This is a genomic window from Streptomyces sp. NPDC025721 (genome assembly GCF_055558595.1).
This window is the reverse complement of the sequence record NZ_JBVHMF010000011.1, coordinates 18,663-32,914: the sequence shown is the minus strand read 5'-3', so window position 1 is coordinate 32,914 and position 14,252 is coordinate 18,663. Positions and strand designations below refer to the sequence as shown.

The window sequence follows — 14,252 nt, the reverse complement described above, 5'->3', positions numbered from 1 at the left end:
CCGTGAGTGGAGCCACGGGCGCCGCAGGTGGGGCGGGCAGGACCGGGGGTGCCCATGGCTCGGCCAACCTCAACGGCCCGCAAGAGGGGGGATACACCGTGACTGACACGCGTCAGCCGCCGCCGCACCAGCCGGCGCAGGCGTACGCGCCGCCGGCACCCGCCACACCTCCGCCGACGCCGGGTTCGCCCGCCGCCGCGGGGGTGCGCAGGCCGCGTCCCGCGGCCCGGTCGGTGCCGCGCACCCGCAAGGCGCGGCTGCGGATCGCCAAGGCCGATCCCTGGTCGGTGATGAAGGTGAGCTTCCTGCTCTCCATCGCACTGGGCATCTGCACGATCATCGCCGTGGCGGTGCTGTGGATGGTGCTGGACGCGATCGGCGTCTTCAGCACCGTCGGCGACACCATCAGCGAGGCCACCACGTCCGAGCAGGGCGGCAGCGGCGGCTTCGACCTGGTGTCGTTCCTGTCGCTCTCCCGGGTGATGGTCATCACCTGTGTGATCGCCGTGATCGACGTCATCCTGGCCACCGCGCTGGCCACGCTCGGCGCCTTCGTCTACAACCTCTCGGCGGGCTTCGTCGGCGGTGTCGAGCTGACGCTGGCGGAGGACGAGTAGCCGTCCGTCAGGGCGGCAGGTCGGGGCGGCGGATACCGATTTTGGGACATGGCCCAGGGTGCGCTAATCTTTCGGTGCAGCGCGGGGCTATAGCTCAGACGGTTAGAGCGCTTCCCTGATAAGGAAGAGGCCCCAGGTTCAAGTCCTGGTAGCCCCACCGCGTGAAGGCCCCCAACCGCAAGTCGGTTGGGGGCCTTCGGTGTGTACGGGGGGTGTGAGGCCGCGCTGTTGAGGGTAGAACGAAAGGCCGCACAGGTCACCGTTCGGTATCGGCCGCTGTGTATAGTCGGGCGCGTCAGAAGCTCTCCCCACGGAATCAAGGAGGAGGTCACGCGATGAAGAAGTTTCTCCTGGTCGCCCTGGCCGCCGTCGCCGGACTGTTCGTATACCGACAGATTCAGGCGGACCGCGCCGAGCAGGACCTGTGGACCGAAGCCACCGACACGGTTCCGGCGGGATCCAGCACGACCGTGTGAACCGTACGTACTGTCTTCGGGCCCCGGCCGCACTCATGGGTGAGTGCCGCCGGGGCTTCGCTGTTTCCGGGGGCCGTGCGGGCGGGTCGGGGGATTTGGCCGCTGCCGGGGCGTGTGGGCGAGCCCGGCTCGGCTGTTGCGGGACCGTGACAGGAACCGCTTGAGTTTGCCTGAGCAAATCCTTAGGTTTGCTCTTGCAAATGAAGTGGAGCGAGGGGGATGTGACGGCATGGAACGACGACCACCACCGGGGCGGGCAGCCGCCACCGCCGCGCTGCTCGGGGCGCTGCTCCTGGCCTGTGCGGCCGTGCTGACCGGCGCGGGAACCGCCGCCGCGGCCCCGGCCGCACCCGCCGCCCCGGCCGTCGGCCAGGACGGCAGCCTGATCATGGTGCTGGACTCCTCCGGCTCGATGGCGGGCCCCGACGGCTCGGGCAGCACCCGGATCGCCTCGGCCCGCAAGGCCGTCGGCTCCGTCGTGGACTCGCTGCCGGACGGCTACCCGACCGGACTGCGGGTCTACGGCGCGGGCAAGCCGCACGGCTGCGACGACACCTCGCTCGCCAAGCCGGTCACCCCGCTCGACCGGGACGCCGTCAAGCGCGCGGTGGACGCCGTACAGCCCAAGGGGGACACCCCGACGGCGCTCGCCCTCACCAAGGCGGCCGACGACCTGCCCGCCGACGGGCGGCGCACGATCCTGCTGATCTCGGACGGCGAGTCCAACTGCGGGGCGCCCAAGCCGTGCGACGTGGCCGCGCGGCTCGCGGGCGACGGCAAGGACGGCATCGACCTGCGGATCAACACGGTCGGCTTCCAGGTCAAGGGCGCGGCCCGCGACGAGCTGGAGTGCGTCGCCCGCGCCGGGCACGGCTCGTACTACGACGCGCCGGACGCCGCCTCGCTCGCCCGCCAGCTCGTGCGCGCCTCCCAACTGAGCGCGGACGCGTACCGCTTCGAGGGCACCCGGATCACCGGCGGCGACTCGGCGGAGCACGCCGCCTCGATCAGCACCGGCCAGTACCTCGACACCATCGGCCCCGGCGAGACGCGCTGGTACGCCGCCACGCTGGACGGCGTCTCGACCGCCGACGCGTCGGTCACCGCGGCCCCGCAGCCGGGCGTGCCGGTCACCTACGGCGACGGCCTGGAGCTGAAGCTCACGGGGACGGGTACGTACGCCTACTCCTGCGACACGCAGTCCGCGCACTTCGGGCAGAACGAGGGCGCGATGACGCTGACCGGCGCGGTCAGCCGGGTGCCGTCCGCCGACCACAAGGACGACTGCGACAAGGCGGGCCGCTACCTGCTGTCGGTGCACCGGACGAGCGCGCCCGCCTCCGACCGGAGCCGCTGGCCGGTCGAACTGCGGCTGGACGCCGAGGCGCCGCTGCCCGCGGGCACCACACCGGCCGCCGCGCGGACCGACTACGGGACCGCGCCCGCGCCCGTCACCGGCACGCCCAAGGACCTCGTCGGCGGCACCGGCTTCAACGACGCCGCACGGGTCGGCACCGGCGTCTGGCGGGACCACCTGCTGCCCGGCCAGACCCGCTACTACAAGGTCCACCTCGGCTGGGGCCAGCAGCTCACCTACGCGGCGGAATTCGCCAACGAGCCGGTCCTGGACGACTCCTCGTCCCACGCGTCCACCTTCGTCACCACCTCGGCCTTCGCGCCCGGCAGGCTCCCGATCGAGAGCGCCTCCGACGCCCGCGGCGAGCGCTCGTACTTCGGCAAGCCGCTGTCGGTCGGCCTCGGTACGGTCCCGGTGACCTGGACCAACCGCTGGACGGTCGGCGACCCGGCCGACACCGTGCACAGCGCGGGCGACTACTGGATCGCGGTCGGACTCGGCCCGAACGCGGCGCAGTTGGCCAAGAACGCCGCTGTCGGCGTCATCCTGCGGGTCGCGGTCACCGGCGACGAGCTGGCGGGCCCCGAGTACCAGGCGCCGAAGCTGGCCCGGCAGGGCGGCGACCGGAACGGCGCGAGCGGCGCCGACGGCGGTACGAAGGGCCGGGCCGCGGGTGACGGTGACGGTGACGGTACGGGCTCCGCCGCGGGGTCCGGCATCGGCTCGGTCACGGGCAAGGACCTGCTCGCGGCGGGGACGGGCGGCGCCGTGGCGCTGGCCGGGGTCGGGGTGGCGGCGCTGATCCGCCGCGCCGGGGCCCGTCAGCGGTTCCGTGCGCAGGCCGACACGCTGGTCGGTACTCAGACGGGCCCTCAGACGGGCACCCAGACGGGCACACAGACCGGCACTCAACCGGGCACACCGTCCGGCACTCAACCGGGCACTCAGTCCGGCGACGACTACAGGGGTGGGGCATGAAGCGCCAACTGACGTTCACCGCGGCGGCGGGCGTGCTCGCGCTCGCCGCGCTCCAGGGACAGGCGGCGGCCGACACGGCGTCACCGTCCGCGCCCCCGTCCTCCGCGTCGGGGTCGTCCTCGGCCGGTTCCACGGGGGTCCCGACCGAGGCCCCGGCCACCTGGAAGCCGGAGGGCACCGCCGTCTCGGGGGCGCAGACCACGGCGGACGCGCCGCCGTTGAAGGCCGCGACCACGTACCGGGACATGATCAAGCCGAACGAGACCCGGATGTACGGGATCACGCTCGACGCCACGTCCTCGGCGTACGCCTCGGCCTTCGCGCTGCCGCCGACCGGCTCGCGGGTGGCGTACAACGACGGGCTGGAGCTTGAACTCCAGAGCGCGGACGGCACCACCTGCGACAGCCGGGACGCCAACTTCCGTGACGACGACGCGACCCGGCCGATCGGCTCGGCGGTCGCGCGGCTGGCGGGCGTCGGCACGTCCTGCCAGGAGGCCAACCAGTACACGCTGTCGGTGCACCGGACGAGCGCGGGGACGTCCGACCCCGGCGCGTGGCCGCTGGAGCTGCGCTTCGTCCTCGAACCCGCGCTGAAGGCCGGGACGACGGCGCAGCCCGCGCCGAACTTAGGCTCCGCGTCGCCGACCCCGCTGACCGCGGGCACCCCGCGGCAGGCCCGCGGCGGCCCCAGCTTCGAGACGGCGGCGGCCGTCAAGACCGGCATCTGGAAGGACAAGGTGCTGCCGGGCGAGACGCGCTTCTACAAGGTCCCGGTCGACTGGGGCCAGCAGGCCACCGTCTTCTCGGACTTCTCCAGCGCGCTGGCCAACGGCGACAGCGCCACGTACATCGGTCAGGGCGTGCGACTGACGGCGTACAGCCCGGTCCGCGAGCTGATCGACTCCGTCGACCACTCCTACTCCGGCGCGCCGACCTCGCTGAACGAGCGGCTGGCGCCGGTGTCGTACGCCAACAGGGCGGGCAGCGCCACCGATGTGGTGCGGGTGCGGTACGCGGGCTGGTACTACTTCGCGGTCACCATGCACCCCGATGTTGCCAAGGCGGTGACGGGCGCGGTGCCGGTCACCCTGCGGGTGGACGTCAAGGGCGAGGCGCTGCCCGCGCCCGCGTACGACGGTGATCCGGGCGCGGCCGGCATCGGCGTCAGCGCGCACGACGTCTCGGCGGCGAACGGCTCGGGTACCGGGTCGTCCGGGTCGTCCGGCAGTTCGGGGCTGCGCTTCCTCGCCTTCGGCGCCATGGGCGCCGGGACGGTGCTGCTGCTCACGCTCGTGGTGTGGTTCGTCGCCGCGCGGCGACGGGCGGCGCGGACGGCGGACGCGGTGCCGCCGCAGCCGGGGTACGGGCCGCCGCCTGCCTGGTAGCGGGTGTCTTCTACGGGCTCTCGTACGGGTTCTTGTATGGGCTCTTGTACGGATGCCGGTAACAGTCGCTCTCCTGGAGGGCGGCTGTTACCCGTTTCCGCGCGGAGGCACGGCGGCTCTAGGAGGCCAGCAGGGCCAGGATGCCGACGACGAAGCACAGGACGGCGACGACGAGGACCGGCACGACCACCTTGGCCGAAGGGCCCGGCGTGGGCGCGCGGACCGGGAGGTGGGCCGAGACCGTACCGGCGCTGTGACCGGCCGCGGGGTCCACGGCTGCCGGGCCGGTGGCTGCCGGGTCGGGCAGCGGGCGCGTCGGGGCGGTACGGGCGATGGGCGCGGCCGGGGGGAGCGGCTGGGCGGGGGTGTACGGCTCCGCGCGGGTCCTGGTGTGGGTGACCGGCTGTACGGGGGCGGGGGCCGTTGTCTGCGGGCCGACTGTCTGCGGGCCGACTGTCTGCGGGGTGGCCGTCTGCGGGGCGGCGAGGGGGAAGCCGGTGGTGAGGGCGCGGGCCGGTTCCGGGACGGCCGGGGCGGCGGGCGCGGCGGGTTCCGGTTCCGCGGGCCCCGCGTGCCTCGCGCGTTCCGCGGACTGCGAGGACTTGGCGGGCAGCGGGCCGTCCGGGCCGAAGCCCTCGGGCAGCGGGCCGATCTGGTCGAAGACCTCCACCGGTTCGTCGCCCGCGGCCGGTTCCCCGATCAGCTCCACGGCGGCGGCCAGCGCCTTGCGCGCGCCGTTGGCCGTACGGAATCTGGCCCGCGGGTCGGGTTGCAGCAGCGCGCCGATGACCTGCCACAGCGGCTCCGGCACCCCCACGGGCGCGGGCGGCATGCCCATCGTCAGGAAGCGCTCCGAGATCGCCTGCGCGTCCGGCTTCTGCCCGCCCAGCAGATAGAGCGCGACCAGGCCCACCGCGTAGAGGTCGGCGGGGACGTCGGGCTCGGCGCCGAGCATCTGCTCCGGCGCGAAGTAGCCGGGCGTGCCGACCACGTAGTCCGTCTCGGTCAGCCGCGGCTCACCCTTGCGCATGGCGATGCCGAAGTCCGACAGGCGCAGGTGCGGGGTGCCGGTGCCGGTCGCCTCCAGCAGGATGTTCGCGGGCTTGATGTCGCGGTGGACGACGCCCTCGGCGTGCACGGCGGTCAGCCCGGACAGCAACTGGTCGAGCAGCACGCACACATAGTGCGGCGGCAGCGGCCCGTAGTCGCCGATCAGGTGCGACAGCGAGCCGCCGTGCACCAGGTCCATGGTGAACAGCACCTTGTCGTCGTCGGCCGCCCAGCTCGCCGGGGCCAGCACATGGGGGTGGTCGATCCGCATCGCCTGTTCGCGGACGAAACGCAGCAGCGCGTGCGCGTCGCTCTGCTGGAGGACCTTGGCGGCCACGTAGCGGCGCCTGCGGCGGTCCCACGAGCGCCAGACCGCGCCCACACCGCCGCGGCCGATCGGGTCCACCAGTTCGTACCGGCCCGCGAAGACCTCACCCATGGTGCGCGCCCCTCCCCTCAGTCCTGATGCGCCTCGTAGTGCGCGACCGCCTCACCGGTCCGCCCGGCGCCGTACACACGAAGGAACTCTGCCAGTTGCGGGTGGGCGGGCGCGAGGGAGTGCGCCGCCCGCTCGATCTCCTGCGCGGACGCGACCGAACGCAGCACGTCCTGGATGCCCCGCACCACCTGCCGCGCGGGCGCCGCCGGGAGCTCCCCGGCCGCCGAGTGCGTCGTCGTCCCGCCCAGCACCGACGACCCGGCCAGCTCCCGGATCTCGTCCATCCGCGCCGCGGCCTCGATCGCCCCCGTCCGGCCCTCCGCCACCTGCCACGCCAGCTCCTGCAACGCCTGCAACCGCTGCACCACCGCCGGATTCCCGATCTTCGCCCGCTGCCCGCTCATGAGCTGCGACAGCATCGGCGCCGACAGCCCCAGCACCGCCGCCAGCCGCGCCTGGTTCAGCCCCAGGTCCGCCAGCAGCCGCCTGAACAGATCCCCCAACGGCTCCCCGTACCACCCCCGCTGCAACTCCCTCGCCTCCTGCGCGCGACGTGCCGAGTCCTGCGCCGACGCATCCATACGCGCTCCCAATTTGCTCCCGCGAATCCAGCAAACCCATCCTACGGACCCACCCCCATACCCGTTCGGCCCCCGCCCCCGGAACCGGTACGCTGTCTCCCGTAGCGGGGCCTTAGCTCAGTTGGTAGAGCGCTGCCTTTGCAAGGCAGATGTCAGGAGTTCGAATCTCCTAGGCTCCACAGCGTTCCCGCAGTTCAGCGGCCCCCTCGCCCGGTCCGGGCGAGGGGGCCGCTGGCGTGCGGGACACGAGCTGTGAGGAACTCGTCGAACGCGGCCTTGACGTTGCGGGGGCCGTACGCGGCGAGTGCCCAGAGGGCGGACACTGTCGCCGCCCCCGTCCACAGGCCCTCGGCGGACGTCGGCCGGAATGCGTGGACGCTGAGACCCCGCTCGGCGAAGGGGCTTCGGTCGAGGTATCGCATGCCGCCCGTGCCGCAGAGGTAGGTGTCGGCGCCGACCGCCCTCGTGAGGTCGGCCAGGCGTGCTGAGCGGTCCGAGGACGCGGCGAGGTCGCTGCTGTGCACGATGGAGCCGCGCCAGTCCAGGACGTTCAGCAGGGCGCGGGTGGTGGATTCAGCGACGGACGCTGTCCCACCGGTTTCAGTGACCGCCTGGACTGCGGGTCGGAGGGCGACTTGCAGTGACGGCCAGTAGCCGCTGAGGCGGTAGTGCTGTGCGGGCAACTGGCTGAGGCGCCGGGCGGCGCGTGACGGGTCTACGAGTCGGGCCTCGCGGATCAATGTTGCGCGCCCGTAAGGGAGATGGGTTTCCACGGACAGCCACCGGCATTGCTCCGGGCGGTGGAGCCCCGCGAGCCGGGCTCGGTGCTGGTAGTCGCGACGGACGAACTGGACGTCGTCGAGGACCACCCATACGTCGGCCGCGTAGAGCTTCGCCAGTGTGGAGAGGCGGGGCAGGAGGTTGGGCTGATGGATCGCGCACGAGCGCACGGCCGGTGCGTGCAAGGAGGCGGTTCGGTCAGCCGGGCAGGAGCCAGGTGTCGTAACCACCGGCGCGGAGGCGTTCGAAGGCATCGCGGACCCTTTCAGGGACGTGCTGCTCGATGGCGAATCCGCGCTTGGGGTACTCCATCACCCGTTCCATGTCGCCCATGAGCATGTCGATGAGCTGCTTCTCGTCGTCATGCGTCCTGACGTACTCGTCGTACGGCAAAGGCTGGGAGACGCAGACCGGCTCGACCTCGGGCCACACCTTGCGGCATGTCGCGTAGGCCCGGCGCTGCATGTACGGCATGGAGATCAGGAGAAGGGTGGTCACCGGGATGCCCGCGTTCTCCAGCACTTCGCGGGAGAAGCCGATGTTCTGACCGGTGTTGGTGGCCTTGGGCTCCAGCAGGATCGCCCCGTCCGGCACTCCCAGGGAGAGCGCGTGCTCGCGGTAGTGGGTGGCTTCGCCGCGCGGGAATCGTGCCTGGGTGGCTGCGCTGGTGTCGCCTGTGAAGACCACGGTCGGGAACATGCCGGCGCGGTAGAGGCCAGCGGCGGTGGTGGCCACACCGAGGTCGAGGCTGCCGAGGGTGATCGCGGCGGAGCAGGGCTTCAGCTCGTGGCCCATCTGGTGGAAGTCCCAGATGGTGCGGGCGTCGGCCCGGTCCGCGTCGCTGATCGGTGCCTGCCTGGTCACGCGTACTCCTCGCTCTCACGCACGCTCTTGATGCTGCGCAGTTGGTGTTTCAGGCCGTACCGGGTGGCGGTGTCGGAGGCCCGGTCAAGCACGGAGTCGCCGGCACTGCGGGTGGCCGGGTCGGTGAGCAGGATGTGACCGTGCGCGGTGTCGATCTGGACGCGCTGGAGCGGGGTCTCGAAACGGCCGTTGCTGCGGGCCGTGTCGATGTACGCCAGCGCCCGGGTGAGATCGCCGACGCCGCGGTGCGCCAGCGCGAGCTTCTGCTGGGCGGTCGCCCAGTCCTCCGGTTCGTCCAGGTCCTCGAACCGCTCGGCTGCCTGTGCCATGACCTGGATGGCGAACTCGTTGCGGCCGTGCTTGGACAGGGCGGTGCCGATCCACAGCAGGGCGCGAGCGCGGTCGGCCGAGCCGAGCCTTTCGTCGTCGGTGAGCTGTTGATAAAGCGTGGCGGCGGGGGCCAGCCGTCCGGCCATCTCGGTGACGACCGCGAGCGAGAGTTCGATCTGCGCGGCCCGGCGGGGGATGCCGAGTTCGGTGAACGCGGCGTGGGCGTCGCAGTAGAGGCGCTTGGCGGTCATCAAGTCCTGAAGGGTGCCCTGGAGTCGGCGCAGGTCGCCGGAGAGGACCAGGGAGCGACCGTAGAGGTACAAGCCGCGATCGTCCAGGTCCCGTGTCCGGACCCGACCGAGCCAACGTTCCAGGAGGCTGGCGGCGAAGGAGAAGTCCTGGCGGTCGAGACACACCGCGCCGCGCTCCAGATCCTCCGTCCAGGTCTCGTAATCGGCGACCGTGAGCGAGGGCGTCCTGGTCGGTCGCCGCCCGGGGAACGAACCCATGAGCTGATCGAATCGGGCTTGTACGGCGGCGTCGGAACGAGCGAGGGCTGTGTCGAGAATGGCTTGCGTGTCGGGCCAGGGGCAGGTGTCCGTGCCCAGCTTCTCCCACTTCGAGACGGTGCGGATGCCGACGCCGAGATGCGCCGCATAAGCACGCACACTCATGCGCAGCGCCTGCCGCAGCAAGCCCGCCTCGTGGCCCGTCCATCGACTCACATTCACCACAGCGCGCCTACCTCCCGCCGCCATGGAATCACGGACGGTGTGCGAGCGGCCACGGAAGTGCCACAAAGGTGCAACGGCGGTTCATTCCCAGGGGGATGGGGCCGCGGCAGGCTCGAAGGACCCGATCCGTTCGTCCCGCCGTGGAGGTCATCAGCGTGGTCACCCGAACCGAGCAGCGACTCGCGCCCCAGCCCACCGCACCGTGGGGCGTCGGCCGTCTCGCCCCGTACCCGGCCACCGCACAGCGCCCGCATGCCACGGTCGTCGTCGACCCCGGCACGCAATTAGGTGTGTTCCGCGATCGCGCCGGTCTGCTGGTCGAGATGGGCGCGCACGGCACCAGCAAGGGCACCGAAACGTCGACCACCACGAACTCGGACTCCAAGAACGATCAGGGTCACGACCAGGATTCCGAGCAGGACTGACGCCGTGACCGAGGAGAGGCCGGTTCTGGTGGTGACCGAGGCGGACGACCTGACCGCCGACATGGTGATCACCGAACTCAACCGGCGGAATGTGCCCGTGGTCAGGTTCAACCCTGCTGACATCGGTGCCGACTTGACGGTCTCGACCCGGTTCGGCACCCGCCCGGACTCCATGGCCGGGCGGCTGCGCACCCGGTCGAGGACAGCCGACCTGGCCCGCGTCCGCGCGGTGTACTGGCGCCGCCCCGAGTGGCCGGCCTTCTCCCATCTGCGCCCGGACGACGCCCGGTTCGCGGCTGCGCAGGTCCGCTTCGGGCTCGGCGGTCTCCTCTACGCGATGGACGGCCCGCTCTGGGTGAACCATCCCCAGCGGATCGCCGCCGCCGACTACAAACCCGCGCAGCTCGCCCTCGCACAGCGACTCGGCCTCGCCGTCCCGGCCACCCTCATCACCAACGACCCGGACGAAGCACGCGAGTTCATTGCCGGTATCCGAGGCGACGCGCTGTTCAAAACGCTGCGCTGGACCCCGTACGTGCGGGACGGCGTACCGGTCACCGGCTGGGCCGAACCCGTGTCCGCCGACGAGGTCGACGAAAGCGTCCGTGTCGCGCCGCACCTGTTTCAGGCTCGCGTGGAGAAAGCCGCCGACGTCCGTGTCCTGGTGGTCGGCCGGCGCACGTTCGCCGTGCGGATCCAGTCCGGTCTGCTGGACTGGCGCAAGGACTACAGCGCCCTCACCTACACCGTCGAGCGCCTTCCCGAGGAGGTGGCCAAGGCGCTCCACCTCTATCTGGAGTGTCTCGGCCTGGTGTCGGGGAGCTTCGACCTCGCCGTGGATCGGGCGGGCGACTACTGGTGGCTGGAGTTGAATCCCAACGGCCAGTGGGGGTGGCTGGCGACCGAGACCGGCCTCCCGATGTCCTCCGCGTTCGCCGACCTGCTCGCACAAGGAGAAAGCCCGTGACCGATTCCGCGCCCGAGCGCCGCCGCCTCGCCACGGCGCTGGCTCGACACGGCGACCTCATCTCGCCCTGGCTGCGCGCAGCCGTCGAAGCCGTACCCCGCGAGGTGTTCCTCCGCCCCGGGGTGTTCCTCGACGAGGGCGGCCTCTGGAAACCCGTCACGGCGGCCGGCACCGAGCCCACCGAGTGGCTCAGGACCGCGTACGGTCGCGACACCCTCACCACTCAGCTCGACGGCCACCTGACCGCCGACCAGACGGCCGAGTCCGTTGCCGGGGTGCCCACTTCCTCCTCCACCACCCCAGCCACCGTCGTCCGGATGATCGAGAATCTGGACCTGGAGCCCGGCCACCGGGTCCTGGAAATCGGCACCGGTACCGGCTACTCCTCCGCCCTGATGTGCCACGGCCTCGGCGCGGAGAACGTGACCACGGTCGAGGTCGATCCGGAGGTGGCCGAGCGCGCGGACACCGCGCTGGAATCGCTCGGTTTCTCCGCATGGACCGTCACCGGCGACGGCCTCCTCGGGTACCCACGGAACGCCCCGTACGACCGCGTGATCGCCACCTGCGCCGTCCGCCGCATCCCGCACACCTGGATCCTCCAGACCAAGCCCGGGGGCACCATCCTGGCCACCGTGGGCTCCTGGCCGTACGGAACCGGCCTGGCCAAGGTGGTCGTCGACGACGACGGCAACGCCGAGGGCCGCATTGCCGGCCGCTCGTCGTTCATGCAGGCACGTGCCCAAGCCGTCGTGCCGGTGGCAGGCGACCTGTCCGCCCGCACCGCCTACGTGGACAGCGAGCGGAAGACGAAGGTGCCACCGACCCTCCTCGACGACTGGATGCCGGCCTTCCTCGCTCAACTCGCCGCACCCGGCGCACATCTCGTCCGCGCCGTCCGGAGCGACGGGACCGGCCTGCTGTACCTCTTCGACCCCGACCGGGAGTCCTTCGCGGAATTCACCGCCCAGGACGGCCGGTGGACGGTCCGGCAGGGCGGCCCCGTACCTCTCTGGGACAGGATCGAGGGCGCGCTCGTCGCCTGGCAGGCCGCCGGACACCCTGAGATCAACTCGGTACGGCTCCGCGTCACCCAGGCGTCCCACCGCTACTGGATCGAAGGGACGTCGGCCCTGACCTGGGAACACGTCCTCACCTGAGGCGTGGTGGGGATCTCCGCCGAGTCGTCCACACCGCGAAGGCCCACCGTCGTACCTGGGGGCCGGGGGCGGTCAGGTGGTGCGGGTGGCGCGTAGTGCTTCCACCGCCAGTCGCGCCGCCGTGCCGATGGCGGCGTCGGCGCGCGGGAGTTTGGTGTCGGAGCGGGCGGCCTGGGTGAAGACGACGGCGGTGTAGGCGGTGCCGTCGGGGAATTCGACGACGCCCGCCTCGTGGCGCAGTGAGCCGAAGGTGCCGGTTTTGCCGTAGACGGTGATGTCGTCGTAGGGGAAGCCGGAGGCGAGGCGGTGGGTCCAGGGCTGTCGGCGCATGACGTCGCGCATGAAGGCGCAACGGGCGGCGGAGGCGGCCTCGTCGGTCCAGATCGCGCGGAGCAGGACGGCGATGTCGGCGGGGGTGCCGGACGCCGTGAAGGCCGGGTCGTACACGCCGGGGGGTGCGACCGAGTCGTTGTCGGCGACGCGGGCGAGGGCCGCGTCCAGGGAGGCGGCGCCCGTCTCGGCGACCAGGCGGCTGAACGTGCCGGCGGCGCCGCCGTGGACGCGGGTGTCGGGCATGCCCAGCTCACGGCACATGGCGTCGACCACGTCGGGGCCGACCGCGCGGAGGACGGCGTCGGCCGCGGCGTTGTCGGAGATGGTCATCATCAGGACCACCAGGTCGCGCAGGGACATGGTGACGGGGTCGCGGAGTACGGAGACGCCGGTCGCGCCGGGGACGCGCTCGTCGGGCTCCAGCGTCACCGGGCGGCGCGGGTCGAGCAGCCCGGCGTCCGCGAGGCGGCAGAAGGCGGCCATCAGCGGCACCTTGTAGACGGAGGCGATGGGCAGCCGTTCGCCGGGGTCGATCGTCACCTGGTCGGACGGGCGGCGCAGATCCGCCACGTGCAGCCAGCCGCGGACGCCCGCGTCGTCGAACAGGGCGCGGATGGCCCGCTCCACCCCGCTCGTGTGCCGGGTGCCGCTCACGGTGCCATCCGCCGGGCCGGGGTGCCGTGCGGAGAGTGCCCAGAGGTGTGAGGGGCCGCGACGCCACGGGCCAGGCTCTCCTCGAACCGCCGCGCCGTCCGCGCGGTCTCCCCCGCCCCCGGCCGCCGCGGATCCCAGGCCACCCGCAGCCGCAGCGGAAGCGGCGGATCGGCCGCCGCGCGCCGCTCCACCCCCGAGGCCGTCAGCGTGTCGTCCGCCGTGACCAGCACCGCCTGGCCCGCCGCCACCAGTGCGAGCCCGGCGCGCTCGTCGGAGACCACCACCGTCTCCACCCGGCGGCCACGGCTGGCCAGGGTGTCCACGAACAGGTCGTGGGCCGCGGGCGCCTCGGCCCGCGGTCGTACGGCGACGGGCAGCCGCGGCGGCGCGCCACCCCCACCGTTGCTGCCACCGCCTTCGTCACCGTGACCGCCACCCCCACCGTCGCCGTCGCCGTCGCCGTGAGAAACGTGCGGACCTGCCGGGGTGAGGAGCCAGGTCGGCAGCAGGATCACCCGGCCCGCGGTGAGACCGTGCAGCACGGACGGGTGCCGGATCACGGCGATGTCCAGCCGCCCGGCGGCGAGGTCGTTGAGCAGTACGGCCGTCGGCGCCGTCGTCACGCCGATGCGCGTCCGTTCACCGGTCCGTACCGGCGCGCCCGCGACCTCGGCCGCCGCGCCGGCCGCGAGGGGCGCGGGCACCTCGGGGGCCAGCCCGAGGCGCAGACGGCGGCCGTCGGCCTGCTCACGGGCACCGGTCTCGCGCAGCTCCGCGAGCGCGGCCAGCGCCCGGCGGGCGTGCGGGAGCAGCAGGGCGCCCTCCTCGGTGAGGGACACCCCGCGCTCGCGGTCGAAGAGGCGGACGCCGAGCAGCGCCTCCAGCCGCCGCAGGCCCTGCGACAGCGGCGGCTGCGTGATGCCGACCCGCTGCGCGGCGCTCCCGAAGTGTCCCTCTTCCGCCAGCGCGACGAAGATTTCCAGATGCCGTTCCGTCAGCAATCCGTACCCCCTGGCGTGGGCCGATACGGCCTGTGAATCGATCCGACATCAAGAGCATATTCGACATATGGCCCGGTCGCGGGCTTGACTCCGGGACGAGGGGCCGACCGTACGGTGT

14 protein-coding genes and 2 tRNA genes are annotated in these 14,252 nt (G+C 72.3%); 9 read left to right on the top strand and 7 right to left on the bottom strand.

All coding sequences use genetic code 11. From position 1 onward, the window contains the following. The first annotated feature begins 2 nt into the window (after positions 1 to 2). The 5 genes from ACZ4EF_RS17570 to ACZ4EF_RS17550 all read left to right on the top strand — a co-directional run bounded on the left by ACZ4EF_RS17570 (position 3) and on the right by ACZ4EF_RS17550 (position 4,816). A complete protein-coding gene (locus tag ACZ4EF_RS17570; protein WP_391042007.1) occupies positions 3 to 617 on the top strand; it encodes a DUF3566 domain-containing protein in 615 nt (204 codons plus the stop codon). A gap of 83 nt (positions 618 to 700) precedes the next feature. After that, positions 701 to 774: transfer RNA gene (locus ACZ4EF_RS17565), tRNA-Ile, on the top strand. Positions 775 to 952: 178 nt separating this feature from the next. Beyond that, a complete protein-coding gene (locus tag ACZ4EF_RS17560; RefSeq protein ID WP_223187219.1) occupies positions 953 to 1,093 on the top strand; it encodes a DLW-39 family protein in 141 nt (46 codons plus the stop codon). A gap of 229 nt (positions 1,094 to 1,322) precedes the next feature. Continuing rightward, positions 1,323 to 3,428 carry a vWA domain-containing protein gene (locus tag ACZ4EF_RS17555; RefSeq protein ID WP_467505187.1) on the top strand — a complete coding sequence of 702 codons (2,106 nt, stop codon included), beginning with the start codon at positions 1,323 to 1,325 and terminating at the stop codon, positions 3,426 to 3,428. Beyond that, the gene (locus ACZ4EF_RS17550; RefSeq protein ID WP_467505185.1) at positions 3,425 to 4,816 is read left to right on the top strand and encodes a hypothetical protein; all 1,392 of its coding nucleotides are present in this window, start codon (positions 3,425 to 3,427) and stop codon (positions 4,814 to 4,816) included. Before ACZ4EF_RS17555 ends, ACZ4EF_RS17550 begins: the two co-directional genes overlap by 4 nt. A gap of 118 nt (positions 4,817 to 4,934) precedes the next feature. Here the strand turns inward: ACZ4EF_RS17550 and ACZ4EF_RS17545 are convergent, their stop codons facing one another. Next, positions 4,935 to 6,305 carry a serine/threonine-protein kinase gene (locus ACZ4EF_RS17545; RefSeq protein WP_467505183.1) on the bottom strand — a complete coding sequence of 457 codons (1,371 nt, stop codon included), beginning with the start codon at positions 6,303 to 6,305 and terminating at the stop codon, positions 4,935 to 4,937. 17 nt (positions 6,306 to 6,322) lie between these two features. Continuing rightward, positions 6,323 to 6,886, bottom strand: coding sequence for a helix-turn-helix domain-containing protein (locus tag ACZ4EF_RS17540; RefSeq protein WP_355336678.1), 564 nt, complete (start codon positions 6,884 to 6,886; stop codon positions 6,323 to 6,325). Positions 6,887 to 6,992: 106 nt separating this feature from the next. On the opposite strand from ACZ4EF_RS17540, the gene ACZ4EF_RS17535 reads away from it, so the two are divergent. Beyond that, positions 6,993 to 7,065: transfer RNA gene (locus ACZ4EF_RS17535), tRNA-Ala, on the top strand. A 15-nt stretch (positions 7,066 to 7,080) separates the two neighbouring features. Here the strand turns inward: ACZ4EF_RS17535 and ACZ4EF_RS17530 are convergent. From ACZ4EF_RS17530 to ACZ4EF_RS17520, 3 genes are all read right to left on the bottom strand, one after another. Continuing rightward, entirely contained in the window at positions 7,081 to 7,836 is a 756-nt protein-coding gene (locus ACZ4EF_RS17530) for a WbqC family protein (RefSeq protein ID WP_467505181.1), read from the bottom strand. 28 nt (positions 7,837 to 7,864) lie between these two features. Continuing rightward, a complete protein-coding gene (locus ACZ4EF_RS17525) occupies positions 7,865 to 8,461 on the bottom strand; it encodes a YdcF family protein (RefSeq protein ID WP_467505369.1) in 597 nt (198 codons plus the stop codon). A 65-nt stretch (positions 8,462 to 8,526) separates the two neighbouring features. Next, on the bottom strand, positions 8,527 to 9,534 hold the full coding sequence (locus ACZ4EF_RS17520; RefSeq protein ID WP_467505179.1) for a tetratricopeptide repeat protein: 1,008 nt from the start codon (positions 9,532 to 9,534) through the stop codon (positions 8,527 to 8,529). Between the two features lie 200 nt (positions 9,535 to 9,734). On the opposite strand from ACZ4EF_RS17520, the gene tgmA reads away from it, so the two are divergent. Genes tgmA through tgmC form a run of 3 tightly spaced genes read left to right on the top strand, consistent with a single transcriptional unit; the run spans position 9,735 to position 12,146 of the window. Beyond that, on the top strand, positions 9,735 to 10,019 hold the full coding sequence (gene tgmA / locus ACZ4EF_RS17515) for a putative ATP-grasp-modified RiPP (RefSeq protein WP_402710228.1): 285 nt from the start codon (positions 9,735 to 9,737) through the stop codon (positions 10,017 to 10,019). Positions 10,020 to 10,023: 4 nt separating this feature from the next. Further along, a complete protein-coding gene (gene tgmB / locus ACZ4EF_RS17510; protein WP_467505177.1) occupies positions 10,024 to 10,986 on the top strand; it encodes an ATP-grasp ribosomal peptide maturase in 963 nt (320 codons plus the stop codon). Beyond that, on the top strand, positions 10,983 to 12,146 hold the full coding sequence (gene tgmC / locus ACZ4EF_RS17505) for an ATP-grasp peptide maturase system methyltransferase (RefSeq protein WP_467505175.1): 1,164 nt from the start codon (positions 10,983 to 10,985) through the stop codon (positions 12,144 to 12,146). Before tgmB ends, tgmC begins: the two co-directional genes overlap by 4 nt. A gap of 72 nt (positions 12,147 to 12,218) precedes the next feature. Here the strand turns inward: tgmC and ACZ4EF_RS17500 are convergent, their stop codons facing one another. After that, positions 12,219 to 13,133 carry a serine hydrolase gene (locus ACZ4EF_RS17500; protein ID WP_467505173.1) on the bottom strand — a complete coding sequence of 305 codons (915 nt, stop codon included), beginning with the start codon at positions 13,131 to 13,133 and terminating at the stop codon, positions 12,219 to 12,221. After that, a complete protein-coding gene (locus ACZ4EF_RS17495) occupies positions 13,130 to 14,134 on the bottom strand; it encodes a LysR family transcriptional regulator (RefSeq protein WP_467505171.1) in 1,005 nt (334 codons plus the stop codon). Before ACZ4EF_RS17495 ends, ACZ4EF_RS17500 begins: the two co-directional genes overlap by 4 nt. Positions 14,135 to 14,252 lie beyond the last annotated feature (118 nt).